Below are 25,397 nucleotides of genomic sequence, written 5' to 3' on the forward strand. Positions count from 1 at the left end.
AGGCGGCCTCCGGTCGCGTTATCGCAGACGCGTTGCGGAGAAGCGCCGGGACGGATCGACGAAATCGTCCTGCGCGGCGATCAGCTGAAGCTCGCGCGTGCCCATCCGCCGGGTCGTCTCGAAAATGGCGAAGATCGCCGACGCCGCCTTCTCCAGCGCATCGGCCGGATCGAAGGCGGTCAGGTAATGGGCGAGGAACAGGGCCGCCACCGCGTCGCCCGACCCGTTGGGCGGCGGGTCGAAGGTCAGGCGCGGTGTCGACACCAGCCAGGCGCCGTCGGCGCCGTCCACCAGCATCTCGATGCTGTCGGGATCGGCATCGCTGCGGGTCAGGCTGGTGACCAGGACCAGCCGCGGCCCGCGCGCCCGCAATGCCGCGGTGGCGGCCAGCGCGTCGTCCAGCGTCGCCACCTCGCGGTCGGTCAGATATTCCAGCTCGAACTGGTTCGGCGTCATCAGGTCGGCGGCGGGAACCGCATGGTCGCGGATGAACTCCGGAAGGCCGGGCCGCACGAAGAAACCGCGGCCGACGTCGCCCATCACCGGATCGCAACAGTAGATCGCCTTGGGATTGGCGGCCTTCACCCGCGCCGCCGTCTCGACGATGACCTGCCCCAACTCGACGGCGCCCATATAGCCGGACAGCACCGCATCCTGCGCCGGCAGCACGCCGCGGGCGGCGATGCCGTCGACGATGTCGGCGATGTGCTCCGCCGTGAAGACCTGCCCGGTCCAGGCGCCATAGCCGGTGTGGTTGGAGAACTGGACGGTGTTCACCGCCGTGGCGTCGATCCCCAGCCGCTGCAGCGGAAACACCGCGGCGCGGTTGCCGACATAGCCATAGGCGACGTGCGATTGGATGGTGAGGACGCTTTTCATGGCGGCAAGCGTAAGCGACGCTCCGCCGGGCGTAAAGCCGCCGACTCCGCGGTGACGGCGGAGTCGAGCATCATGGCTGCCATGCGCCGGACCATGCGTCGGACGATGAGGGAACACGGCTGTGACGGCCTGGCCCATGGACAGGGGACCGGCGCCCGTCTAATGCTGGCCCATTCCATCATCCGCAGTTCCGGGATACCGCCATGGCCACCACAGTCCGCCCCCGCCGCAGCGTGCTCTACATGCCGGGCTCGAACGCCCGCGCCCTGGAGAAGGGGCGCAGCCTCCCCGCCGACGGGCTGATTCTGGATTTGGAGGATGCGGTCACCCCGGACGCCAAGGCGGCGGCGCGCGACACCATCGCCGGCGCGCTGGCCGCCGGCGGCTATGGCGGGCGGGAACTGATCGTCCGGGTCAACGGGCTGAACACGCCCTGGGGCTATGACGATCTGCGCATGGCGGCGGCCAGCGGCGCCGATGCCGTTCTGCTGCCAAAAGTGGAGAGCGCCGACGCGGTGCGGCAGGCCGAGGCGGTTCTGCGGGCCGCCGGCGCACCGGCCGGCCAGACCATCTGGTGCATGATAGAGACACCGCTCGGCATCCTGAACGCCAAGGAGATCGCCGGCGCCTCTCCCGCCGTCGGCGGGCTTGTGCTCGGCACCTCGGACCTCGCCAAGGATCTGCACGCCGCCCACACGGCACAGCGGCTGCCGATGATCACCAGCCTGGGGCTGTGCCTGCTGGCGGCGCGGGCCTATGGGCTGGCGGTGCTGGACGGCGTGCATCTGGACCTGAACGACGACGACGGCTTCGCCGCCTCCTGCCGGCAGGGGCGCGAGTTGGGCTTCGACGGCAAGACGCTGATCCACCCGAAGACGATTGCCGCCTGCAACGCCGCCTTCGCCCCCGACGAGGAAGAGATCGCCCAGGCCCACCGCATCATCGCCGCCCATGCGGAGGCTGCCGCCGCCGGCAAGGGCGTGGTGCTGGTCGATGGCAAGCTGGTGGAGAACCTGCATGTCGAGAACGCCCGCCGGCTGGTGACGCTGGCCGAGGCGATCGGCGCGCTCTGAGGCTGGCCGAACCGTCTGACGGACAGAATCACCCATCCTCCCCATCGCGGTACAGGTCGGGCCAGTCGAAGCGGGTCATCGAGCGCGGCCGGTCCTGCGGCGGGCCGATGCGGTTTCCGGCGACCAACCTGACCCCCGATGCCCGCGCCGCCACAACCATGCTGGTGGTCGACAGCCCGGCGACGCAGATCATCAGGCCGGCGCGGTCCGCCGCGGTGACGATGCCGTTCATCTCCTCCATCAGGCGGGCTTCGGCCGAGCGGTCCGCCGGCATCGCCACGGTGATCCCGCTCAGGCCGTTGCCTGAAAGTCCGGAAAGGCTCTGCGACTTGAACTCGATCCGCATGAAGGTCCAACGGCAATAGGGCCTGACCTCATGCAACAGCTCGTTGAGCCGCCCGGTCGGCACCCCAGGCGGAAAACGCAGCAGCTCGAAGATGAGAAAGCGGCGCAGATAGTCGGGGATCGACTGGCAGATCTCCAGGAAGGGCAGCCGGGTGCGGCGGGCCGCCAGCGTTTCGAAGCAGACAGGCACCGACATCATCAGCCGCGATCTGTTGCGGAACAGCCCGTTCAGGATTTCCACGGATTCGACCAGCGCATCCGCATCGAGCCGCAGGATCTCCATGGGATCCGTCAGGGAATTCAGCGCCGCCGCCCCTTCCAGGAAGGAACCGTCGGGAAAGATCCGTACCGGCGTGCCCATATAGGTCGAGATGACCAGCTTGCCGATGTCCCAGACCGGCCGGTAACGGATGCTGAACTGGCCGGCATCCTCGGGGGAAAGCTGCAGCTGGCGCAGAACAGGCCGAACCTTGCCGCCGTCGTCAGCGTGAAAGTTTGGGCCGGACATGGCCGGAGAACCCGCGGCGCCCGAACCATCGGCCGACCGGACGGCCGCGGGGTCCGGCCGCGGCCGCGCTTCCGCCAGCAGAACCTTGGCAAAAGCATGCTCGAACTGAATTTGCCCGTCCGCCACGCCGACGGCGGTCGAGACCCGCATGTCGGCTGACCGGTCGTCACCGAGAAAAAGCTGCAGAAGTTCCTGCGCGATCCTTGCACAGACCAGGTCAGCCGCATGCCGGTCGAGCGTCGCGAACACCAGAATGAAATCGTCGCTCGCGGTTTTGAAGCGGATGTCGTTGCGGGTGAGGCAACGGTCGATGATCGCGTCCGCGGCCGCCAGAACCCGCGGGCGCAGAGCAGGCCAACCGGGGCCCAGGCGATCCCGCATCATGCCGAGATCGAGCAGGTGAACCCGGCCAGTCGAAGCGACCGCCGGCTGCATCAGCAGCCGCCATAGCCGCTGTTCCAGGGCGCGCAGCTGCTCTGCGTTCTCCAGCGGCGATGCCGGTGACGGTTTGCCGGCACTGTCGGGGCGGCCGGCAGCGGTCGGCGGAGATCCGGCTGCCCCGGCCTGGCCAATAAACCACCGGCGCAGCAGACGCCGCATGGAGGCGATCGTCCGCAACACGATACCGCAACTCCTCTCGCCGCTCCCGGCGCGTCAGAGGGTGCGCGGCGTGGGACCACCGGATCCGCGGCCGCAGAAATCGACGATGAGATCGACGTGGCTGCGCTCGATCGGCTTCGCCAGCGCGTGATCGGCGCCCATTTGCCGGGCGACCGCCAGCAAGTCCATTGCCTTGCTGCGTCCGCCGCTGGAAATGGCGATGATCTTGACCGAAGGGGACGACCGCCGCATGCGCATGATGGTTTGGAGACCATCGGCGAACGGCATCACCAGATCGCAGATCACAAGGTCCGGCAGGTTCGCCCGGAACAGGCGCATGGCCTCCTGGCCGTCCTCGGCCTCGACAACCTCCACCCCGGCTTTTTCGAGGAGGCGACGCAGCGTCAAACGCAGAGCGGGATCATCGTCAACCACAAGCACGGTTGGCATTTTCCCCTCCTGTCCACGTGAAGCCCATCCGGCATCAAATCCGTCGCCCCCATAATCAGGCCCCGATATCCATTGCCAATTTCTTAAAATAACCACCGATAATCCAAAAAATCCTGCATTTTCTTGGATTTTTCAAATAATTGCGTTAGGGAAACATTGATATTTCGGCACAAAAATACGCATCATCTACGCAAAAGAGCGGCTCATTCCCACAGAATTGCTTCCATAATTCAAAGTTATTTTTTCAATTCCAGGAAATAATTGCTTATGCTGTTTCTTGTTGTCGGCACCGCCTATGCCCGCATCATTTCGCCGCACATCATCTCAAACGCGATAAGTTTCTTGAATTGCCGTCCATGGATGAAAATGGAATGCTTCCGCGCAACTTTTCCGTAGACCGAACAGCAGGCTCCGGCAAACCGGTGCCCTCACTCCACAGGCCATAAGGACAGTTTTTATAAGTCGAAGTGGGAACCACCCTCTGGCCGATTGGTTGTCGAGTCAGCAAGGCACAGTCGGAGGTTGGTTATGGCCTCGAAAGAGAGCAATCGTACGTCGGGCCGCGGCTTCGCGTCGATGGACCCGGATCGGCAACGCCAGATCGCCAGCAAAGGCGGTGAAAGCGTACCGGCCGACAAACGCAGCTTTTCAAAGAATCCGGAACTCGCGGCGGAGGCGGGACGCAAGGGTGGGCGTAGCGTGCCCGCATCCTCGCGCAGCTTCTCCAAGAACCCGTCCCTGGCGGCCGAAGCCGGCCGCAAGGGTGGACAGGCAAGCCATGGCGGCCGCACGGCCGACCGGCCGGCCGGAGGCGATTGACCGGGGAGTTTGACGAGTTGGGTATCGTGCAGACGAAAAAGCCCCCGTCCTTGTGGACGGGGGCTTTTTCTTTCAGCGCAATCGGCAGTGCTGCCGGGTGACCGGTCAGGAGGCCACCTTGTCCAGTTCGCGCAGGATCGAGTCGCCCATCACGGTGGTGGAGCAGCGCGCCATGCCCGGGGCCATGATGTCGGACGTGCGCATGCCGCCGCCCAGCACGTTCTGGATGGCCCGCTCGATCAGCTTGGCATCCTCGTCCAGGTTGAACGAGTAGCGCAGGCACATCGCGAAGGACAGCAGCGTGGCGCAGGGGTTGGCCAGATCGCGGCCGGCGATGTCCGGGGCGGACCCGTGCACCGGCTCGTAGAGCGCCTTGCGGTTGCCGTTGGCATCCGGAGCACCGAGCGAGGCCGACGGCAGCATGCCGAGCGAGCCGGTCATCATCGCCGCCTCATCCGACAGGATGTCGCCGAACAGGTTGTCGGTGACGATCACGTCGAACTGCTTCGGGTTCTTCAGCAGCTGCATGGCGCCGTTGTCGGCGTACATGTGGCTCAGCTCGACGTCCTGGAACTCTTCCCCGTGCAGCCTGGTCACTTCCTGCCGCCACAGCAGGCCGGACTCCATGACGTTCGCCTTTTCCATCGAGCAGAGCTTGTTGCCGCGCTTGCGGGCCAGCTCGAACGCGACGCGGGCGACACGGCGGATTTCCGAGGTGGTGTAGACCTGGGTGTTGACGCCGCGGCGCTCGCCGTCGCCGATGTCGGTGATGCCGCGCGGCTCACCGAAATAGACGCCGCCGGTCAGCTCGCGGACGATCAGGATGTCCAGCCCGCGGATGACGTCGGCCTTCAGGGTCGAGGCGTCGACCAGCGCGTCGAACACCACCGCCGGGCGCAGGTTGGCGAACAGGCCCAGTTCCTTGCGCAGGGTCAGCAGGCCGGCTTCCGGACGCTTGGTGTAGTCGGTCGGGTTGTCCCACTTCGGGCCGCCGACGGCGCCCAGCATCACCGCGTCCACCGCCAGCGCCTCGGCCAGGGTGGCGTCGGACAGCGGAACGCCATGGGCGTCGATGGCCGCGCCGCCGACCAGCCCTTCGGACACGTCGAAGGTGATCTTGCGCTTGCGGTCCATCCAGTCGATGACCCGGCGAACCTGGCGCATCACCTCCGGGCCGATACCGTCGCCGGGGAGGAACAGAAGCTTCTTATTGGCGGCCATGGCGGGCGCACTCCCAAATGTCAGACGTCAAGAAGACAGAAGTTGAAGAGGATCGGGGGAGGATGGAGGCGCTCAGCCCCACATCCACGGCTGGCCCGCGCGCTGCTTGCCCTCATACCCGTCGATATGGGCCGACTGCTGCAGGGTCAGGCCGATGTCGTCCAGGCCGTTCAGCAGGCAATGCTTGCGGAAGGGGTCCAGCTCGAAGGAGATGGTGCCGCCATCCGGGCCGGTGATGGTCTGCTTCTCAAGGTCGACCGTGATGACGGCGTTCGACCCGCGCGACGCGTCGTCGAGCAGCAGGTCGACCTGCTCCTTCGGCAACTTGATCGGCAGGATGCCGTTCTTGAAACAGTTGTTGTAGAAGATGTCGGCGAAGCTGGGGGCGATGATGCAGCGGATGCCGAAATCGGCCAGCGCCCACGGCGCATGCTCGCGCGACGAGCCGCAGCCGAAATTCTCGCCCGCCACCATGATGCTGGACTTGCGATAGGCCGGCTTGTTCAGGACGAAGTCCGGGATCTCCTGCCCGTCCGGGGTGTAACGCATCTCGTCGAACAGATGCTTGCCAAGCCCCGTCCGCTTGATGGTCTTCAGGAACTGCTTCGGGATGATCATGTCGGTGTCGACGTTGATCATCGGCAGCGGCGCCGCAACGCCGGTGAGAACCGTGAACTTTTCCATCGCCAGAAATCCTGTCGCGCAAGAAAGCGCAAGCGTGCGCATGCAGAGCGTGGTGAATAGCAGACCGAACAAGCCATTGCCAGAGGAAGCTTGCCCTTTTCCCGGCACGCACTGAGCGAACAGGCATGCGCGAATGCACCGGCACGCATCATTGTTGCGCGTCAGGCAGCGTATCGGCGCGGTCAGGCCCGTTTGGGGATGCCGGAACGCAGCACCCGGATCGCAACGGGGGTCGCTGGGCGGGAATAGGGTTGAGGCTCCTGCTGTTCATCGGGCGGCGGATGGGCGACCACCCCTTGCAGTGGAGGCCCCGCCCGCCTACCAAGTCGCCCAGCCAGTCGACATGCCCACCAGAACGAAGGCCCGCCCGATCCGATGCCGACACTTGACGACGACCGCAGCGCCCGCCTGATCGGCATCGCCTTCCTGCTGCTGGCACCGCCGGCCTACGGGCTGCTGACGCTGGCCTTCGGGATGGATGCCAACTGGGACCTGCGGAATTACCACTGGTACAACGGCTACGCGATGCTGACCGGACGGATCGGGCGCGATCTGCTGGCCGCCCAGATGCCGACCTTCTACAGCCCGTTCCTGGACGTGCCCTTCTATTGGCTGGCGGCCCATCTGCCGGCGCGGGCAGCCGGATTCCTGTGGGGAACGCTTCAGGGTATCAACCTGTCGCTGCTGTATCTGCTTGCATCCTTTTCACTCCGGAACGTTCCGGCCCTGAAACGGGCGCTGATCGCAATGGCGCTTGCGGTGATGGGCGGGCTGGGCGGCGGGACGCTGGGTCTGATCGGCACCACCTTCCAGGACAATGTGGTCAGCCTGGGCGTGCTGGGTGCTGCGGCGGTCATCGCCGGCAGCCTGCCCGGCATCCTCGACGGCCGGCCGCTGCCCAGCTTCGCGCGGGTCGCTGCGGCCGGGCTGCTGGCCGGGGCGGCGATGGGGCTGAAGAACCCGACGGTGATCTATGCGGTTGGGCTGTGCCTGGGCTTCCTGGCATTGCCGGCCCGGCCGTGGCGCCGGCTGTGGCTGGCCTTCTTCTTCGGCATCGGCGTGCTGGCCGGTCTGGCGCTGGGCGGCGGCGTCTGGATGGTGCATCTGTGGCACGATTACGGGAACCCGGTCTTCCCGCACATGAACCACATCTTCAAGTCACCCTTCGCCGCGCTGTCCGACTACGTCAATGTCAGCTTCTTCCCGCCCGGCCTGTGGCAGCGGCTGCTCTTCCCCTTCGTCTTCACCGTTTCCCCCCTGACGGTGGGCGAGGTGCCGTTCTTCGACCTGCGGGTTCTGGCGCTGTTCGTCCTGGTTCCGGCCGGAGTCGTCTGCGCAGTCGCCACGGGGATGTTGGGGAAGCGGAACGACTGGCTGACGGCGGTGCCGGCGACCCGGTTCCTGCTGGCGGCGATGACCGTCACCTACGCGTTGTGGGTGGTGATGTTCTGCATCTACCGCTATCTGGTGCCGTTGGAGATGCTGGCACCGCTGGCGCTGGTGATGGCGGTCGGGCTGCTGCCGCTGGCGCGCCGGCTGCGCATCGGGCTGGCGGTGGCGCTGCTGGCCGTGGTGCAGCTGACGGTGCAGCCAGCCGACTGGGGGCGCGTCGCCTGGCCAACGGGCACCGATGCCAAGTGGGTCGAGGCGGACGTCCCGGCCATCGCGGATCCGGACGACACCATGGTGCTGATGGCCGGCTATTGGGCCATTTCGCACGTCATCCCGTCCTTCCCGGCGCGGGTCACCTTCGTGCGCATCCAGTCCAATTTCCTGCAGCCGGATTCCGTCGGCAACGGCTACCTCGCCATCCTGAAGGACAAGGTGGCCTCCCACCGCGGCCCCTTCCTGATGCTGAGCACGATTCCCGACACGCCCGGTGCCGCGAAAGCCGCGGAGCTGCTGGGCCTGCGGCTCGACCCGCAGCGCTGCCGGCCGATCCCCAACAATCTGGGGGAGACCCTGAACCTATGCGCCGTTGACCGCGAGGGCGGCAAAAGGGAGACAGTGGAATAATCGCGGCGTTTGTGCTGTTTATCGCCGCAGACAGCCCGATCTGCCGACAGCCCGACCTGTCCCGCCTCCAGCCAGAAGCCAGCGCCATGACCGTATCGACCCTCGGCCGCCCTGCCGACCGCCCCGCCCTCACCCCGGATGCCGGCGCCTCCGGAACGCCGTCGGCGGCCGCGGCTGTCGGCCCGGCTCCCACCATCGCGGTGCTGATCCCCTGCTACAACGAGGAAGCGGCGATCGGCAAGGTGGTGCAGGACTTCCGCGCGGCCCTGCCGGACGCCATCGTCTATGTCTACGACAACAACTCGAAGGACCGGACGGTGGAGGTCGCGCGCGCCGCGGGCGCCGTGGTCCGGAGCGAGCCGCTGCAGGGCAAGGGCAACGTCATGCGCCGCATGTTCGCCGACATCGAGGCGGACGTGTATGTGCTGGTCGACGGCGACGACACCTATCACGCCGCCAGCGCGCCGGAACTGGTCAAGCGCCTGTGGGACGAGCAGCTGGACATGGTCAACGGTGCGCGGGTGACGGAGATCGTCGCCGCCTATCGGCCCGGCCACCGCTTCGGCAACCTCGTGCTGACCGGCATGGTCGCCAAGATCTTCGGCAGCCGCATCGGCGACATGCTGTCGGGCTACCGGGTGTTCTCCCGCCGCTTCGTGAAGTCCTTCCCGGCGCTGGCCAGCGGTTTCGAGACCGAAACGGAGCTGACCGTCCATGCGCTGGAGCTGCGCATGCCGATCGCCGAGGTGAAGACCCCCTACAAGGACCGTCCGCCCGGGTCGCACAGCAAGCTGAACACCATCCGCGACGGCATCCGCATCCTGCGCGCCATCGTCATGCTGGTGAAGGAGGAGCGGCCCCTGCCCTTCTTCTCCGCCGCCTTCGGGCTGCTGGCCCTGCTGTCGGTGATCCTGGGCGTGCCGGTGATCGCGACATATTTCCAGACCGGGCTGGTTCCGCGCTTCCCCACCGCCCTGCTCGCCACCGGGCTGATGCTGCTGGCCTTCCTCAGCCTGACCTGCGGCCTGATCCTCGACACCGTCACCCATGGCCGCCGCGAGGCCAAGCGCATGAGCTACCTGTCGCTGCGCGCACCGGGCCACCATCGGCCGCTGGCGGCGGAGCGTGAGGACGGGCGCCGGTGATGGCATCGGTCGCGAGATTTCTGGACAGCCGGCTCGGCCGGCTGGGCGTGCAGTTCGCCAAGTTCGGCGCGGTCGGCATCATCGGGCTGGTGGTGGACACGGTCGTGCTCTACGCCGGCCTGGCGCTGGGCCTCCAGTTCTTCGCCGCCCGCGTCCCGTCCTTCTTTGCGGCGGCGACGGCGACCTGGGCGCTGAACCGCGCCTTCACCTTCCGCGGTGCGGCGGACGAGCCGCTGCATCGCCAGTGGGCAAAGTTCATCGCCGCCAACGCCATCGGCGGTGTCGTGAATTACGGCGTCTCGGTCGGGCTGGAATCGAGCGTGCAGATGGTCGCCGAACACCCGTTCCTGGCAGTGGCCGCCGGGTCCATCGCCGGCATGTTCTTCAACTTCGCGGCGTCGAAGCATCTGGTGTTCAAGGGGGCTTAGGTATCGGAAGGTGCCCGCGAATCTGCCTTGCGCGGCGCCTTATGGACTTATCCCCGCGGCTCGCCATATAACGGCGGCCATGACCCGCGAATTCCTGAAGATGCACGGCCTCGGCAACGACTTCGTCGTGATCGACGCCCGTTCCGAACCCTACCGCCCCTCGGGTGCGGAGGTGCGCGCCATCGCCGACCGCCGGCTGGGCGTCGGATGCGACCAGTTCATCGTTCTGGAGAAGACCGATGCGCCGGGCGTCGACGCCTTCATGCGCATCCGCAATGCCGACGGCAGCGAGGCCGCGGCCTGCGGCAACGCGTCGCGCTGCGTCGGTTGGCTGTTGATGGAGGAAAGCGGGCGCGACCGTGCCAGCTTCCAGACCGCTGCGGGTCTGCTGCATGCAAGCCGTGCCGACAACGGCCGCATCACCGTCGACATGGGCGCTCCCCGCCTCGATTGGGCGGCGATTCCGCTGGCCTCCCCCAGTGACACGCTGCGGGTCGAGACGGTCGAGCATGGCGGTTTCGCCGCTCCGGTCGCGGTGAACATGGGCAACCCGCACGCCGTCTTCTTCGTCGACGATGCCGAGGCGGTGCCGCTGGACGAGGTCGGCCCGGTGTTCGAGAACCACCCGGCCTTCCCCGAGCGGGCCAACATCGAGTTCGCGCAGGTGCTGTCGCCCACCGCCATCCGCATGCGGGTGTGGGAGCGCGGCGCCGGCATCACCCAGGCCTGCGGGTCGGGGTCCTGCGCCACGCTGGTCGCCGCGGTGCGCCGCGGCCTGACCGACCGCAAGGCCGACATCATCCTGGACGGCGGCACCCTGACCATCGAGTGGACCGAGGACGACCGCGTCCTGATGACCGGCCCGGTTGCGCTCGCCTACAGCGGCCGGCTGTCGGCGGAGCTGGTTTCGCCTGAACTGGTTTCGGAATGAGCGACAGCACCGACAGCACGACGCAGGCCGGCCCCGAGATCGTCACCTTCGGCTGCCGCCTGAACACCTACGAGTCCGAGGTGATGCGCAACCATGTGCGCAGCGCCGGGCTGGACGACGTGGTGATCGTCAACACCTGCGCCGTGACGTCGGAAGCCGAACGGCAGGCGCGGCAGACCATCCGCAAGTTGCGCCGCGAGCGGCCGGACGCCCGCATCGTCGTCACCGGCTGCGCCGCGCAGATCGACCCGCAACGCTTCGCGGCGATGCCGGAGGTCGATCAGGTCCTGGGCAACCAGGAAAAGCTGCAACCGGAAAGCTGGGGCCTGCCGCCGGCCGAGAAGGTGCTGGTCAACGACATCATGTCGGTCAAGGAGACCGCCGGTCACCTGATCGGTGGGTTCGAGGACCGTGCCCGCGCCTTCGTCCAGGTCCAGCAGGGCTGCGACCATCGCTGCACCTTCTGCATCATCCCCTATGGCCGTGGGCCCTCGCGCTCCGTCCCCATCGGCGGCATCGTCGAACAGGTCCAGGCGCTGGTGAAGGCCGGCTACAACGAGGTGGTGCTGTCCGGCGTCGACATCACCAGCTACGGCCCCGACCTGCCGGGCTCGCCGTCGCTGGGGCAGATGGTGCGCCGGCTGCTGGCGCTGGTGCCGGAACTGCCGCGGCTGCGCCTGTCCTCCATCGACTGCATCGAGATGGACGACGACCTCTGGCGCCTGATCGAGAACGAGCCGCGCCTGATGCCGCACCTGCACCTGTCGCTCCAGGCCGGTGACGACATGGTGCTGAAGCGGATGAAGCGCCGCCATGGCCGCGCCGATTCCATCGCCTTCTGCGAACGGGTGCGGTCGATCCGCCCCGACGTGGTGTTCGGCGCCGACTTCATCGCCGGTTTCCCGACGGAGACCGAGGAGATGTTCCAGAACACCATGCGGCTGGTGGAGGATTGCGGCCTGACCTGGCTGCATGTCTTCCCCTACAGCCCGCGCCCCGGCACGCCGGCCGCCCGCATGCCGCAGGTCGACGGCGCCGTCCGCAAGGAGCGTGCCGCCCGTCTGCGCGCCGTCGGCGAAGCGGCGGAGGCCCGCACCCTGGCAGGCCTGGTCGGCCGCACCGCCACGGTGCTGGTGGAGAAGGACGATCTGGGCCGCACCGAGCATTTCGCCGCGATCCGCCTGGGCCGGACCTTCCCGCCCGGCTCGCTGGTGCCCGCCGCCATCACCGGTATCAAGGACGGCGTGCTGACCGGCACCCCGCTCTGACCCCTCTTATAGTGGACACTCCATGATTTTCCGCTGGTTCGGCCGCAAGAAGCCCGAAGAGACCGCGCCCAAGGACGAGGCGGCAAAGGACGAATCGGTCACCCTGGAGTCGTCCACCCCCGCGCCGGAACCGGAGCCGGAAAAGGCGCCGGAGCCGCCTGCCACCGCACCCGCGCCCAAGCCGGAAACCGAACCGGTGCCGGAACTGGCGCCGGCCCCGCCGGTTGCCGCGCCGCCTCCCACCTCGCCCGCTCCCGTCATGCAGGCGCCGATCGCGCCGGCCCTGGCTCCTGCGCCGGTCGAGCCGCCGCCCGCCCCCGTTCAGGTTCCCCCTGCCCCGGTCAGCCCTGCCCAGGTTCCCCCTGCCCCGGTCCCGGAGCCGGACCCCGTTCCGGAACTGCCGCCGGCACCGGCTCCCACCCCGGCTCCGGTCGCCGCCGCCGAAGAGGCGCCGCCGACCAAGAAGGGCTGGTTCGCCAAGCTGAAGGAAGGGCTGTCCAAGTCCTCGTCCAAGCTGACCGACGGCATCACCAGCATCTTCACCAAGCGCAAGCTGGACGACGAGGCGCTGGAGGAGCTGGAGGAGCTGCTGATCACCGCCGACCTTGGCCCGGCCACCGCGGCGAAGGTGACGGCCGAGCTGGCGCGCACCCGCTTCGGCAAGGAGGTTTCGCCGGAGGAGGTCAAGACCACGCTGGCGGCCGAGGTGTCGAAAATCGTCACCCCGGTGGCCAAGCCGCTGGTGCTGGACCCGGCCTTGAAGCCGCATGTCATCCTGGTCGTCGGCGTCAACGGCACCGGCAAGACCACGACCATCGGCAAGCTGGCCCGGCAGTTCAAGGCGGAAGGCAAGAGCGTGATGCTGGCCGCCGGCGACACCTTCCGCGCCGCCGCGGTCAGCCAGCTGAAGATCTGGGGCGAGCGCACCGGCTGCCCGGTCGTCGCCCGCGACACCGGGGCGGATGCTGCCGGCCTTGCCTATGATGCGCTGGAGCGGGCGAAGGCCGAAGGCGTCGACGTGCTGCTGGTCGACACCGCCGGCCGGCTTCAGAACAAGACCGGCCTGATGGAGGAACTGCGCAAGATCGTCCGCGTCATCAAGAAGCTGGACGAGACGGCGCCGCACACCACCCTGCTGACGCTGGACGCCACCACCGGCCAGAACGCGCATAGCCAGGTCGAGATCTTCCGCGACATGGTCAACGTCAACGGCCTGATCCTGACCAAGCTGGACGGCTCCGCCCGCGGCGGCGTCCTGGTCTCGCTGGCCGAGAAGTTCAAGATTCCGGTCCACGCCATCGGCGTCGGTGAGGGCGTCTACGACCTGCGGCCGTTCGATGCCGATGCCTTCGCCAAGTCGCTGATGGGCTTGAGCGCCGACTGACCGGCGGGGGCCTCTCCGACGGGGCCTGAACGGCTCTCTATCGGCCTGAATGGGTAAGCACCGGGGGTTGGCCGAAATTCGGCCTTCCCAGCCGGTCGTTCGTACCCCATCTTTGACGACATGACTGATAAAGCCCCGTTCCAGCCCGGTTCGGCCGGGCGCTTCACCGATGCCAAAGCAGCACTGGCCTGCGTGCGCGACATTTACGAGCGCAACACCGCCTACCTGCGCGACCGCTTTTCCGCCTACACGCAGGGCGATGAGGAAGGCGGGCGGAACCGGGCCTATTACCCCTATGTCCGGCTGACCGCCGTGTCGGGGGCCGGGGTCGATACCCGGCTGTCCTACGGCTTCGTCGAGGGGGTCGGCGTCCATTCCACCACGGTGACGCGGCCCGACCTGTTCGAGCGCTATCTGCTGGAACAGTTCACGCTTCTGCTGCGCAACCACGGCGTCCCGCTGGAGGTCGGCGTCAGCGAGGAGGCGATCCCGATCCATTTCGCCTTTCCCAACGGCATGTATGTGGAAGGCGACCTGCCGCCGGACCGGCTGACCAAGCTGCCGGACCTGTTCGACCTGCCCGATCTGGCGCGGATGGACGACACCATCGTCAACGGCACCTTCGACGGCGGGCCGGACGCGGTGAAGCCGCTGGCGCTGTTCACCGCTCCCCGGGTGGATTTCTCGCTGCACCGGCTGCGCCACTACACGGCGACGGGGCCGGAGCATTTCCAGAACTTCGTCCTGTTCACCAACTACCAGTTCTATGTCGACGAGTTCATCCGGCTGTCGCGCGAGATCATGGAGCCGACCGGCGACGCCGATCTGGCGGCCTACCGCGCGCAGTATGACAGCTTCGTCGAGCCGGGCGACATCGTCACCACCAACCAGAATCTGGGTGGTTTCGCCGATGCCCCGGCGGCCAGGCTGATGCGGATGCCGCAGATGCCGGCCTACCACCTGAAACGGCCGGACGGCAACGGCATCACGCTGGTGAACATCGGCGTCGGCCCGTCGAACGCCAAGACGATCACCGACCACATCGCGGTGCTGCGCCCGCATGCCTGGCTGATGCTGGGGCACTGTGCCGGGCTGCGGCATACCCAGCGGCTGGGCGATTACGTGCTGGCGCACGGCTATGTCCGCGAGGACCATGTGCTGGACGCCGACCTGCCGCTCTGGGTGCCGGTGCCAGCCCTGGCGGAGGTTCAGCGCGCGCTGGAGACGGCGGTGGAGCGGGTAACCGGGCTGTCGGGCTTCGACCTGAAGAGCATCATGCGCACCGGCACGGTGGCGACCATCGACAACCGGAACTGGGAGTTGCGCGACCATCGCGAGCCGCTGATGCGGTTCAGCCAGAGCCGCGCCATCGCGCTGGACATGGAAAGTGCCACGATCGCCGCCAACGGCTTCCGCTTCCGCGTGCCGTATGGGACGTTGCTGTGCGTGTCGGACAAGCCGATGCATGGGCAGCTGAAACTGCCGGGGATGGCCGACCGCTTCTATCGCGAGCGGGTCGACCAGCATCTGAAGATCGGCGTGCTGGCGATGGAACTGCTGCGCGAGCACGGCATGGAAACGCTGCACTCCCGCAAGCTGCGCAGCTTGGCGGAAGTGGCGTTCCAATAACGAATGGGGGCGGGTACGAGACCCGCCCCCATCTCAGACTCAGGCCTCGCCTCAGGCAGCGGCCAGCAGGCTCTCGATTTCCTTGGTCGCGGCGGCCAGCGCCTTGTCCTTGGCTTCCTGACCCATGCTGACGCCCTCGGCGCGGATGAATGTCACGTCGGTGATGCCGAAGAAGCCGAACACCGAGCGGAGATAGGCCTCCTGGTGGTCGAGGCCGGCCAGCGCCGGGTTGGTCGAATAGACGCCGCCACGGCCCGAGGCCACGATCACGCGCTTGCCGCCGGCCAGGCCCTCGGGGCCCTTCTCGGCGTAGCGGAAGGTGCGGCCGGCCTGGGCGAGGCGGTCGATCCAGGCCTTCAGCTGGGTCGGGACGGAGAAGTTGTACATCGGCGCGCCGACCACGACGACGTCGGCGGCCAGGAACTCGTCGAGCAGGACATTGGTCAGGGCCAGCTCTTCGCGCTGACGCTCGCTCAGCCCATCGACAACGCCGAGCTTGAGGACCGGCAGCAGCTCGCCGTCGAGATGGGCCGGCGGGTTGGCGGCGACGTCGCGGGTGACGACGGTGGCGGCCGGGTCGGCCTTCACCAGGGCCTCGACGATGGAGGCGGTCAGCTGGCGGGTGACGGAGAAGGTGCCGAGCGGGCTGGAGTCGACATGCAGGATCGTGGTCATGACGGAAGGAGCCTCTTGGTTGTTGCGGCCGTCTTCTCCGGCCGGGTTCTGACGCCCAAGATGCTCCTTTGTTTTTCAGCGGTTAAGCCGGGTTCTGCGCGATAGATCGTCTCTGCCAAAGCAACAATCGGCCCGGCAGGATCAGCGCGTCACCAGCGCCCCGCTGCGGAAGACCGCCATCTGGCCCGGCTGCATCACCGTCCAGGCCTCGTCCCTGGTCAACGGCCGGGTGGCGATGACGGTGACGACGTCGTTGGGCGTCGTCTCCTGGGAGAAATCGACGCTCATGTCGGCATCGAGCAGGGTCGCGGCACCGAAGGGAGCCTTGCGGGTCAGCCAGGCGAGGTTGGTGGCGCAGTGGCACCACAGATAGCGCCCGTCGCTGAGCAGCATGTTGAAAACGCCCAGCGTTCCCAGATCGGCGGCCAGATGGCGGATCAGCTTCATCAGCCCGGTGGTCGTCTTCGGCGGCTCCGGATACTGCATGCGGATCTGGTCGAGCAGCCAGCAGAAGGCATGCTCGCTGTCGGTGCTGCCGACCGGTTCGTAGAAGGTCAGGATGCGGTCCTTGATACCCTTCAACTGGCCGTTGTGGGCGAAGGTCCACATCCGCCCCCACAGCTCGCGGGTGAAGGGGTGGGTGTTCTCCAGCGACACCCGGCCGCGGTTGGCACGGCGGATGTGCGAGATCACGGTGCAGGACTTGATCGAATAGCGGCTGACCAGCCGGGCGATCTCCGACTCTGCACTGGGGGCCGGGTCGTGGAAGGTGCGGCATCCCTTCCCCTCATAGAAGGCGATGCCCCAGCCGTCACGGTGCGGCCCGGTCTGCCCGCCGCGGCGCATCAGGCCGGCGAAGCTGAAGCAGATGTCCGTGGGCACGTTGGCGCTCATGCCCAGCAGTTCGCACATGATGTCCTCGTCTGCCGCTTGTCGTCGCCCTAGGGAGCGACAAGCTACGACAGGCCGTGCGCAAGGTCACGCGCGGACATGGCCGGAAACGGCGTGCATGTCAGGCGATTGGCCTCACGGTTTTGGACAGGGCGGCATGTCCGGCCGCAGGCACCCCTCCATCTTCCGTGCCGGGACACCGCCGCCCAACCCGATCCAGGCATCGACCCGGTCGGTCTCGAACCCGCAGTCGCGGCGGTCGCCAACCTGCATCAGCGGACGGCGGATCAGTAGCGGGCGCTCGACCATCGCGGCCAGCGCCCCGGCTTCGTCCATGCTCTCCGGCACCAGTTCGCCGTTCTTCACCGCAGGCGCGGCGCGGTTGAACCAGTCGGCGACCGGACGGTCGCCGAAGAAGGGGCGGAGCGTCTGGGGCGTCCAGGGCTCGCTCAGCAGGTCGCGGGCGACGACGCGGTGGCCGGCCTGCTCCAGCAGGGCCTTCTGCCGGGCATTGCCGCCGCAGCCGGGCTTCTCGAAAAAGATCACGTCGGCCATGGTCATGTCCTTCCGAACAGCGGCGCGCGGGCCAGCAGCGCGTCGGTTTGCTGACAGATCTCGTCATGGACCCCGCGGTCCAGCTTGCGCAGCCAGCGCGGCGGGATCGACTCCACGCCATAGGTGGCGCCGGCCAGCATGCCGGCGATGGCGCCGGTGGTGTCGGCGTCGCCGCCCTGGTTGACCGTCTCCACCACGCAGGATTCGACCGAATCGGTCTGGAAGTAATAGTGGAAGACGGTCTGCACCGTATCGACGATGAAGGCGGTCGACAGGCCGCGATAGGGTTCGAACTTGAACTGGCGATGCCTGGCGATCAGGGCGTTGGCCTCCTCCCGCGCGGCGACGATGCCGCCGCCCAGCACCAGCCGCCGCACCATCCGGCCGAGCGCGATCACCGCGGAATCGGACAGCTGGTTGCAGTGGGTGATGTGCGACTGCTCGACCGACCAGCGCTCGAAGGCGGCATCGTCGCCCAGCGTCGCCAGCGCCACCGGCAGGTTGCGCATCGCCGCCCCGTTGCCGGCATGGTATTCAGACTCCGGCTCCTCCAGCGTGCCGTTCATGATGAAGCGGCGGATGCCGCGGCGTGTCGTGTCGCCGACATCGACCGGCACCGATTTCAGCCAGATGGCGAACTCCTCGGCGGCGCGGCGGGCCTCCCATTCCGGCCCGGACAGGATGGCGCGGCCGAGATGGAGCGACATCTCGGTGTCGTCCGTCACCTGTCCGGCCGCCAGCTTCAGCCAGCCGCCGCCCTTGATGTGTTTGTGGACGCCATATTGATGGGCGATCTCGCCCTTGGTCAGGAACTCCACCGTCGCTCCCAGCGCGTCGCCGCAGGCGAGGCCGAGATAGGCGCCGAGCGCCCTGGAACGAATCTGGGGGGAGCGGATGTCAGGCGTCAGACTCGTCGGATCGGTCATGCCGTTGGGCACAGGGTCCGTCCCTTCCTGGTGCGTCCCGCGGACGGCAGGCAAGCCGCCGCCGGACGTGAGGTTGTCAGAGAAGCGACACACCCACGCGATAGTCCCCGCCGATCACCAGATATTCTCCTTCTCCCTGGAAAGGGTAGCGCGGCAGGATGTCGCGGAAGAAGACGATCTTGGGCAGCGGCACCCACGCATCGAGGATGTAGTCGCCGAACTGGCCGGCGATGTCGCGGTTGATGGAAAAGGAACACAGGTTGTTCAGCCGCAGCACCGCGGTGCGCTTGTCCGGCCGGGCAACGATGTGGTGTTCCTCGAAATCGTTGACGCCGCGGTAGAGCCGGATGTGCGAGGCCCAGTTGGGCATCGGCGCGTCGGGCCAGCCGCGGCGGATCGTCCACTGGCAGAACTCGTACAGAAGGTCGAGCTGCAGGTGGATGTTGTTGTTGTGGAAGCGGGTCGACTGCTTCTGTTCGCCATAGGCCGCCCAGGCGTCGGAGGCGAAGCGGCGGATCGGTTCGCCATGGAAGGTCGGCAGCAGGCCGAAACGGCTCTCCACCCAGCCCTTCAGAACCGCCCCTTCCGCCCGGTTGCTGTCGAACATCCAGCCTTTCAGCAGACGCAGGTAGCTGGCGCGGAAACGCCGCCTGCCATCCGGCCCTTCGGTTCCCGAGAAGTCGGGGTTCACCCCGAACACCGCCGCCATATGGCGCTGGAATATGTCGGAGGCGGTCGGCGCGTCGCGGCACTCGTCCAGCGCCTCGAACAGGGCGGCATGTTCGCTGCGGGTGGCGCCGATGCGCAGGCGCCGCGGTTCGTCATTGTAGGCTTCGCCGCACAGGGCGGCGGCCGGCACATTGACGAGGTTGGCGCGGTGGGCGCGCAACGCCAGCGGTGAATCGGGCGGCACGTTGGGCTCCTGCGTCCGGCCCATCCCATCGCTCGTCACCACCCCGTCCGCCACGCCGTTCCGCTCCGCCGCAATGTCATTACTTCTTATATGGATATTGCATAAGCCGGCGCGTGCCAAGCCTTCACCGCCGCAACCGGCACAGGCGTGTCGCCGCATGTCGCAACATTGTCCATTTGAAGCCGAACGATCCGTCCCCATACTCTGTAAAGCGACGCTTACGATCCGGCGGCACCCGCATGGCCTTCTGGCCGACCAAGTACGACGACAGCCGGCGCCGGCGCACTTCGCCGCTGCCCACCCAGACGCCTGCCGCGACGCCCGCCCCTGCCAGCCCCGTCACGCCTGCCGGCGGTCCGCCACGGGGCGTCGCGGAGGCCCGGACCGCCCTGCGGCTGGCCCAGCTTCTCCGCGGCACGATCACCCCCCTGCGCGGCGACACGGTGCTGGAAATCCTGGAGCCGCACCGGCCGCGCCTGGTGCCCAAGCCGGTCAACCCGCTGCCGGCATTGGTCGGCAAGCCGCAGGGACAGATGGTCGACGCGCTGCTGCGGCCCATCGGCCAGATCGTCACCGACGTGTTGTTGCCGGGGGTGCGCGACCACCTGATCGACCGGCTGGTGGCCGGCCGCACCGACCATGAGGACAGCCTGCCGGGCGCCGTCGACCTTGCCGAAGCGATGCGGGCGCTGGTCGGCCGGATGCGCGGCGCCGGCAAGGGCCATCTCCAGGCCGTCGTCTCCGCCATCGGCACCGATGCCCGCGCCACCGCCGACGCACTGACCAGGGACAGCCGCCCCATCGACGTGGGCGGCATCGACAGGCTGGCCCGCGCCCTGCTGCGCTTCGAGGTGCGGCGGATGGCGCTGGAGGCGCTGGGGGGTGCCAGCGCCCTGCAGGACGTCATCTATCAGTCGCGACGGCTGGCCCGCTATTCCCTGCGCCGCGCCACCGAGGCGATCGAGGGATTTGTCGCCGACCGCGGGCTGAAGACGCTGCATGCCAGCCTCGCCACCCTGGCCCAGGCCGACGGGCTGATCGTCATCGCGCTGCGCAATCTGGACGACCAGGAGGAGACGAAGGAGGAGTCCGGCCCCTTCGTCGAGCCGGCCGACCGCAAGGCGATGAACGACTGGCTGTCGGCGGCGTGGCGCCTTTCCGACACATTGTTCGATCTTGTCGGCAAGGCCGCGGCCGGCGGCGAGCTGGACGACCTGCTGTTCGCCGCCTTGCTGCGGCAACTGCGCAGCCTGCATCACTTCTGCGCCGACCTGACCCACGCCGGCCGCCCGGCGGCCGTGGACACGCTGAAGCAGCGGCTGGTCGACCGCTGTGACGCGCTGGCCCGCCTGACTGGGGAGCGTCTGGTCGAGGCGCTGCTGGCCAAGCCCGCCGATCCCGCCCTCGCCCGTCGGCTGTTGGCGCGCGGCCGTCTGCTCGCCCAGCTGCTCTATGACATGAACCGCGACGAGGCGGTGGAGGAGCTGGCGCTCCGCATCGTCGTCGCTGCCGAGGCGCTGGGCGAAGAGCGCTGAAGCGCAGGAATCGGCGGGCCCGCCCGCTTCCAAAGCTCCCCTGCCGCAAAGACCCGACAAAATGTCGGGCTTTGTCGTGTGTGTCGGGACCACGACAAAGGAAAGGGAAAGGCTTCCTGAGAAAATTATATAATAAAATCAATAGCTTATTGGATTTTCTAGCTCTGGCACGGGTCGTGCAATCCATGAAATCCGAAGCGGCCACGAACCGGCCGCACCGGATCGAAACACAGTCCCACGACCCAAGCACAGGAGCGACCCACATGGCCAAAGCGCCTCTGCGTCAGATCGCCTTTTACGGCAAGGGCGGTATCGGCAAATCCACCACATCTCAGAACACGCTGGCCGCGCTGGTCGAGCTGGATCAGAGGATCCTGATCGTCGGCTGCGACCCGAAGGCCGACTCGACCCGCCTGATCCTGCACGCAAAGGCCCAGGACACCGTCCTGCATCTGGCCGCCGAGGCCGGCTCGGTCGAGGATCTGGAGCTCGAGGACGTCCTCAAGATCGGCTACAAGAACATCAAGTGCGTCGAGTCCGGCGGTCCGGAGCCGGGGGTCGGCTGCGCCGGCCGCGGCGTCATCACCTCGATCAACTTCCTGGAAGAGAACGGCGCCTACGACGACGTGGACTATGTGTCCTACGACGTGCTGGGCGACGTGGTGTGCGGCGGCTTCGCCATGCCCATCCGCGAGAACAAGGCCCAGGAAATCTACATCGTCATGTCCGGCGAGATGATGGCGCTCTACGCCGCCAACAACATCGCCAAGGGCATTCTGAAGTACGCGCACAGCGGCGGCGTCCGTCTCGGCGGCCTGATCTGCAACGAGCGCCAGACGGACAAGGAATGGGATCTGGCCGACGCGCTGGCCAAGCGCCTGGGCTCCAAGCTGATCCACTTCGTGCCGCGCGACAACATCGTCCAACACGCCGAGCTGCGCCGCATGACGGTCATCGAGTACGCCCCGGACAGCAAGCAGGCCGGCGAATACCGCGCGCTCGCCAACAAGATCCATGCGAACTCGGGCCAGGGTTGCATCCCGACCCCGATCACCATGGAAGAGCTGGAAGAGATGCTGATGGACTTCGGCATCATGAAGACCGAGGAGCAGCAGCTCGCCGAGCTGGCCGCCAAGGAAGCGGCGAAGGCCGGCGCCTGACCCCAGGCGTAGCGACGGTTGCCTACCGGCCCCCCTGCCGTCCGCGCAGGGGGGACCGCCTGAACACTGGCCCCATCCCCAGCCCCGCACAACGCCGACCCAGCAAAGCCAGGGGCGACGGCGTGGGAGGGAGGGGCTCGGTCACGCGCTGAAGTGGCGCGAATATTCAAGCAGGAGGCCGGCTATGAGCCTGTCCGAGAACACCACGGTCGACGTCAAGAACCTCGTCAACGAAGTCCTCGAAGCCTATCCCGAAAAATCCCGCAAGCGCCGCGCCAAGCACCTGAACGTGCTGGAGGCCGAGGCCAAGGACTGCGGCGTCAAGTCGAACGTCAAGTCCATCCCCGGCGTCATGACCATCCGCGGCTGCGCCTATGCCGGCTCCAAGGGCGTGGTGTGGGGTCCGATCAAGGACATGATCCACATCTCCCACGGTCCGGTCGGCTGCGGCTACTACTCCTGGTCCGGCCGCCGCAACTACTACATCGGCGACACCGGTGTGGACAGCTGGGGCACGATGCACTTCACCTCCGACTTCCAGGAGAAGGACATCGTCTTCGGCGGCGACAAGAAGCTGCACAAGGTCATCGAGGAAATCAACGAGCTGTTCCCGCTGGTGAACGGCATCTCGATCCAGTCGGAATGCCCGATCGGCCTGATCGGCGACGACATCGAGGCTGTCGCCCGCGCCAAGTCGGCGGAAATCGGCAAGCCGGTCATCCCCGTGCGCTGCGAAGGCTTCCGCGGCGTGTCCCAGTCGCTGGGCCACCACATCGCCAACGACGCCATCCGCGACTGGGTGTTCGAGAAGACGGAACCCAAGGCCGACTTCGTCTCCACCCCCTATGACGTCACCATCATCGGCGACTACAACATCGGCGGCGACGCCTGGTCGTCCCGCATCCTCCTGGAGGAGATCGGCCTGCGCGTGATCGCCCAGTGGTCGGGCGACGGCACCATGGCCGAGCTGGAGAACACGCCGAAGGCCAAGGTCAACCTGATCCACTGCTACCGCTCGATGAACTACATCGCGCGCCACATGGAAGAGAAGTTCAACATTCCTTGGATGGAATACAACTTCTTCGGCCCGAGCCAGATCGCCGAATCCCTGCGCAAGATCGCCGCTCTCTTCGACGACAAGATCAAGGAGAACGCCGAGAAGGTCATCGCCCGTTACCAGCCGATGGTCGATGCGGTCATCGCCAAGTACAAGCCGCGGCTGGACGGCAAGAAGGTCATGATCTACGTCGGCGGCCTGCGTCCCCGCCACGTCGTCGATGCCTACCATGACCTGGGCATGGAGATCATCGGCACCGGCTACGAGTTCGCCCACAACGACGACTATCAGCGCACGCCGCACTATGTGAAGGAAGGCACGCTGATCTACGACGACGTCACCGCGTTCGAACTGGAGAAGTTCGTCGAGGCGATGCGTCCCGACCTCGTCGCGTCGGGCATCAAGGAAAAGTACGTGTTCCAGAAGATGGGCCTGCCGTTCCGCCAGATGCACAGCTGGGACTACTCCGGCCCGTACCACGGCTATGACGGTTTCGCGATCTTCGCCCGCGATATGGACCTGGCCATCAACAACCCCGTCTGGGGCGTGATGAAGGCCCCGTTCTGACCATCGGCCTCTGGAACAGGAGAATTTGAGAATGACCGACAAGCTTTCGCAGAGCGCCGACAAGGTCCTCGACCACTACACCCTCTTCCGGCAGCCCGAATATGCGGCGATGTTCGAGAAGAAGAAGACCGAGTTCGAGTACGGCCATTCGGACGAGGAAGTCGCCCGCGTGTCCGAATGGACGAAGTCCGAGGACTACAAGGCGAAGAACTTCGCCCGTGAAGCGGTCGTCATCAACCCGACCAAGGCCTGCCAGCCGATCGGCGCGATGTTCGCCGCCCAGGGCTTCGAGGGCACCCTGCCCTTCGTCCACGGCTCCCAGGGCTGCGTCGCCTATTACCGCACCCATTTGACCCGTCACTTCAAGGAGCCCAACAGCGCGGTCTCCTCGTCGATGACGGAAGACGCGGCGGTGTTCGGCGGCCTGAACAACATGATCGACGGCCTGGCGAACGCCTATGCGCTCTACAAGCCGAAGATGATCGCGGTGATGACCACCTGCATGGCCGAAGTCATCGGCGACGATCTGCAGGGCTTCATCGCCAACGCGAAGAACAAGGAAAGCGTCCCGGCCGACTTCCCGGTCCCCTACGCCCACACCCCGGCCTTCGTCGGCAGCCACATCGTCGGCTACGACAACATGATCAAGGGGATCCTGACCAACTTCTGGGGCACGTCGGAGAATTTCGACACGCCCAAGACCGAGCAGATCAACCTGATCCCGGGCTTCGACGGCTTCGCGGTCGGCAACAACCGCGAACTGAAGCGCATCGCCGGCGAGTTCGGCGTGAAGCTGCAAATCCTGTCCGACGTGTCCGACAATTTCGACACGCCGATGGATGGCGAGTACCGCATGTATGACGGCGGCACCACCATCGAGGAGACCAAGGAGGCCCTGCACGCCAAGGCCACCATCTCCATGCAGGAGTACAACACGACCCAGACCCTGCAGTTCTGCAAGGAGAAGGGCCAGGAAGTCGCCAAGTTCAACTACCCGATGGGCGTCACCGGCACCGACGAGCTGCTGCTGAAGCTCGCCGAACTGTCGGGCAAGCCGGTCCCGGCCAGCCTGAAGCTGGAGCGCGGCCGTCTGGTCGACGCCATCGCCGACAGCCACACCCACATGCACGGCAAGCGCTTCGCGGTCTACGGCGACCCGGACTTCTGCCTGGGCATGACCAAGTTCCTGCTGGAGCTGGGTGCGGAGCCGGTGCACATCCTGTCGACCTCCGGCTCCAAGAAATGGGAGAAGCAGGTCCAGAAGGTGCTGGACGCCTCGCCCTTCGGCAAGTCGGGTGCGGCCCATGGCGGCAAGGATCTGTGGCACCTGCGCTCGCTGATCTTCACCGACAAGGTGGACTACATCATCGGCAACAGCTACGGCAAGTATCTGGAGCGCGACACCAAGGTTCCGCTGATCCGCCTGACCTACCCGATCTTCGACCGCCACCACCACCACCGCTACCCGACCTGGGGCTACCAGGGCGCGCTGAACGTGCTGGTGCGGATCCTGGACCGGATCTTCGAGGACATCGACGCCAACACCAACATCGTCGGCCAGACCGACTACTCGTTCGACCTGATCCGCTGACCGGCAGGCCGCCGGCGCTTCAGCTTTCGATTTGCAGGCATCGGTTCAGCCAAACCGTCGGGCCGGGATTTCCATCCCCCAGCCCGGCGGCAACCTCCCCAGCCCGGAGAGCGTCGGCAACGGCGCGCTCCGGGTATTTTTGTCGGG

Annotated in this window: 23 protein-coding genes; 13 read left to right on the plus strand and 10 right to left on the minus strand. The window is 66.8% G+C overall.

What is annotated here, in order from left to right; genetic code table 11:
* Positions 1-18: 18 nt before the first annotated feature.
* On the minus strand, positions 19-879 hold the full coding sequence (gene pdxY / locus TSH64_RS29405) for a pyridoxal kinase PdxY (protein ID WP_109450455.1): 861 nt from the start codon (positions 877-879) through the stop codon (positions 19-21).
* 203 nt (positions 880-1,082) lie between these two features.
* Between pdxY and TSH64_RS29410 the strand changes: the two genes are divergently transcribed.
* On the plus strand, positions 1,083-1,952 hold the full coding sequence (locus TSH64_RS29410; RefSeq protein ID WP_109450458.1) for a CoA ester lyase: 870 nt from the start codon (positions 1,083-1,085) through the stop codon (positions 1,950-1,952).
* A 28-nt stretch (positions 1,953-1,980) separates the two neighbouring features.
* On the opposite strand, the gene TSH64_RS29415 is transcribed toward TSH64_RS29410, so the two are convergent.
* A complete protein-coding gene (locus tag TSH64_RS29415; RefSeq protein WP_109450461.1) occupies positions 1,981-3,426 on the minus strand; it encodes a hypothetical protein in 1,446 nt (481 codons plus the stop codon).
* Between the two features lie 33 nt (positions 3,427-3,459).
* Positions 3,460-3,855 carry a response regulator gene (locus TSH64_RS29420; RefSeq protein ID WP_109450464.1) on the minus strand — a complete coding sequence of 132 codons (396 nt, stop codon included), beginning with the start codon at positions 3,853-3,855 and terminating at the stop codon, positions 3,460-3,462.
* 528 nt (positions 3,856-4,383) lie between these two features.
* Between TSH64_RS29420 and TSH64_RS29425 the strand changes: the two genes are divergently transcribed.
* Positions 4,384-4,674 carry a KGG domain-containing protein gene (locus tag TSH64_RS29425; protein WP_109050568.1) on the plus strand — a complete coding sequence of 97 codons (291 nt, stop codon included), beginning with the start codon at positions 4,384-4,386 and terminating at the stop codon, positions 4,672-4,674.
* A 105-nt stretch (positions 4,675-4,779) separates the two neighbouring features.
* Here the strand turns inward: TSH64_RS29425 and leuB are convergent, their stop codons facing one another.
* Together leuB and leuD are read right to left on the minus strand one after the other, a co-directional pair.
* Positions 4,780-5,895, minus strand: coding sequence for a 3-isopropylmalate dehydrogenase (leuB, locus tag TSH64_RS29430; RefSeq protein ID WP_109450466.1), 1,116 nt, complete (start codon positions 5,893-5,895; stop codon positions 4,780-4,782).
* A 72-nt stretch (positions 5,896-5,967) separates the two neighbouring features.
* Positions 5,968-6,579, minus strand: a complete 612-nt coding sequence (gene leuD / locus TSH64_RS29435; RefSeq protein WP_098740325.1) for a 3-isopropylmalate dehydratase small subunit — start codon at positions 6,577-6,579, stop codon at positions 5,968-5,970.
* A gap of 375 nt (positions 6,580-6,954) precedes the next feature.
* On the opposite strand from leuD, the gene TSH64_RS29440 reads away from it, so the two are divergent.
* The 7 genes from TSH64_RS29440 to TSH64_RS29470 all read left to right on the plus strand — a co-directional run bounded on the left by TSH64_RS29440 (position 6,955) and on the right by TSH64_RS29470 (position 15,380).
* Positions 6,955-8,595 carry a hypothetical protein gene (locus TSH64_RS29440; protein WP_109450468.1) on the plus strand — a complete coding sequence of 547 codons (1,641 nt, stop codon included), beginning with the start codon at positions 6,955-6,957 and terminating at the stop codon, positions 8,593-8,595.
* Between the two features lie 86 nt (positions 8,596-8,681).
* On the plus strand, positions 8,682-9,740 hold the full coding sequence (locus TSH64_RS29445) for a glycosyltransferase family 2 protein (RefSeq protein WP_109450471.1): 1,059 nt from the start codon (positions 8,682-8,684) through the stop codon (positions 9,738-9,740).
* Complete coding sequence (locus tag TSH64_RS29450) at positions 9,740-10,168, plus strand: GtrA family protein (RefSeq protein ID WP_109450473.1); 429 nt, start codon at positions 9,740-9,742, stop codon at positions 10,166-10,168. Before TSH64_RS29445 ends, TSH64_RS29450 begins: the two co-directional genes overlap by 1 nt.
* A gap of 79 nt (positions 10,169-10,247) precedes the next feature.
* Positions 10,248-11,099 (plus strand): diaminopimelate epimerase, encoded by an 852-nt coding sequence (dapF, locus tag TSH64_RS29455; RefSeq protein ID WP_109450476.1) that lies wholly within the window; start codon positions 10,248-10,250, stop codon positions 11,097-11,099.
* Positions 11,096-12,367 carry a tRNA (N(6)-L-threonylcarbamoyladenosine(37)-C(2))-methylthiotransferase MtaB gene (gene mtaB / locus TSH64_RS29460; RefSeq protein WP_109450478.1) on the plus strand — a complete coding sequence of 424 codons (1,272 nt, stop codon included), beginning with the start codon at positions 11,096-11,098 and terminating at the stop codon, positions 12,365-12,367. The genes dapF and mtaB overlap by 4 nt, the downstream gene beginning before the upstream one ends.
* A 22-nt stretch (positions 12,368-12,389) precedes the next feature.
* Positions 12,390-13,751, plus strand: coding sequence for a signal recognition particle-docking protein FtsY (ftsY, locus tag TSH64_RS29465; protein ID WP_211099170.1), 1,362 nt, complete (start codon positions 12,390-12,392; stop codon positions 13,749-13,751).
* Positions 13,752-13,871: 120 nt separating this feature from the next.
* On the plus strand, positions 13,872-15,380 hold the full coding sequence (locus tag TSH64_RS29470) for an AMP nucleosidase (RefSeq protein ID WP_109450480.1): 1,509 nt from the start codon (positions 13,872-13,874) through the stop codon (positions 15,378-15,380).
* A gap of 51 nt (positions 15,381-15,431) precedes the next feature.
* Here TSH64_RS29470 and TSH64_RS29475 read toward each other — a convergent pair whose 3' ends face one another.
* The 5 genes from TSH64_RS29475 to TSH64_RS29495 form a co-directional block, all read right to left on the minus strand.
* Positions 15,432-16,055, minus strand: a complete 624-nt coding sequence (locus TSH64_RS29475) for an FMN-dependent NADH-azoreductase (protein WP_109450482.1) — start codon at positions 16,053-16,055, stop codon at positions 15,432-15,434.
* 141 nt (positions 16,056-16,196) lie between these two features.
* The gene (locus TSH64_RS29480) at positions 16,197-16,967 is read right to left on the minus strand and encodes a class II glutamine amidotransferase (RefSeq protein WP_109450484.1); all 771 of its coding nucleotides are present in this window, start codon (positions 16,965-16,967) and stop codon (positions 16,197-16,199) included.
* Between the two features lie 114 nt (positions 16,968-17,081).
* Positions 17,082-17,501 carry an ArsC/Spx/MgsR family protein gene (locus tag TSH64_RS29485; protein WP_109450486.1) on the minus strand — a complete coding sequence of 140 codons (420 nt, stop codon included), beginning with the start codon at positions 17,499-17,501 and terminating at the stop codon, positions 17,082-17,084.
* Positions 17,502-17,503: 2 nt separating this feature from the next.
* A complete protein-coding gene (gene draG, locus TSH64_RS29490) occupies positions 17,504-18,427 on the minus strand; it encodes an ADP-ribosyl-[dinitrogen reductase] hydrolase (protein WP_109450488.1) in 924 nt (307 codons plus the stop codon).
* Positions 18,428-18,503: 76 nt separating this feature from the next.
* Positions 18,504-19,340, minus strand: coding sequence for an NAD(+)--dinitrogen-reductase ADP-D-ribosyltransferase (locus TSH64_RS29495; protein ID WP_247873211.1), 837 nt, complete (start codon positions 19,338-19,340; stop codon positions 18,504-18,506).
* A 239-nt stretch (positions 19,341-19,579) separates the two neighbouring features.
* On the opposite strand from TSH64_RS29495, the gene TSH64_RS29500 reads away from it, so the two are divergent.
* From TSH64_RS29500 to nifK, 4 genes are all read left to right on the plus strand, one after another.
* Positions 19,580-20,875: a hypothetical protein gene (locus tag TSH64_RS29500; RefSeq protein ID WP_109450492.1), complete on the plus strand. Its 1,296-nt coding sequence runs from the start codon at positions 19,580-19,582 to the stop codon at positions 20,873-20,875.
* Positions 20,876-21,138: 263 nt separating this feature from the next.
* Entirely contained in the window at positions 21,139-22,035 is an 897-nt protein-coding gene (nifH, locus tag TSH64_RS29505) for a nitrogenase iron protein (protein WP_063634031.1), read from the plus strand.
* 184 nt (positions 22,036-22,219) lie between these two features.
* On the plus strand, positions 22,220-23,659 hold the full coding sequence (gene nifD, locus TSH64_RS29510; RefSeq protein WP_109450494.1) for a nitrogenase molybdenum-iron protein alpha chain: 1,440 nt from the start codon (positions 22,220-22,222) through the stop codon (positions 23,657-23,659).
* 31 nt (positions 23,660-23,690) lie between these two features.
* Positions 23,691-25,250, plus strand: coding sequence for a nitrogenase molybdenum-iron protein subunit beta (gene nifK, locus TSH64_RS29515; protein ID WP_109450496.1), 1,560 nt, complete (start codon positions 23,691-23,693; stop codon positions 25,248-25,250).
* The last annotated feature ends 147 nt before the right edge of the window (positions 25,251-25,397 follow it).

The sequence above is a fragment of the Azospirillum sp. TSH64 genome (assembly GCF_003116035.1).
GTDB lineage: Bacteria > Pseudomonadota > Alphaproteobacteria > Azospirillales > Azospirillaceae > Azospirillum.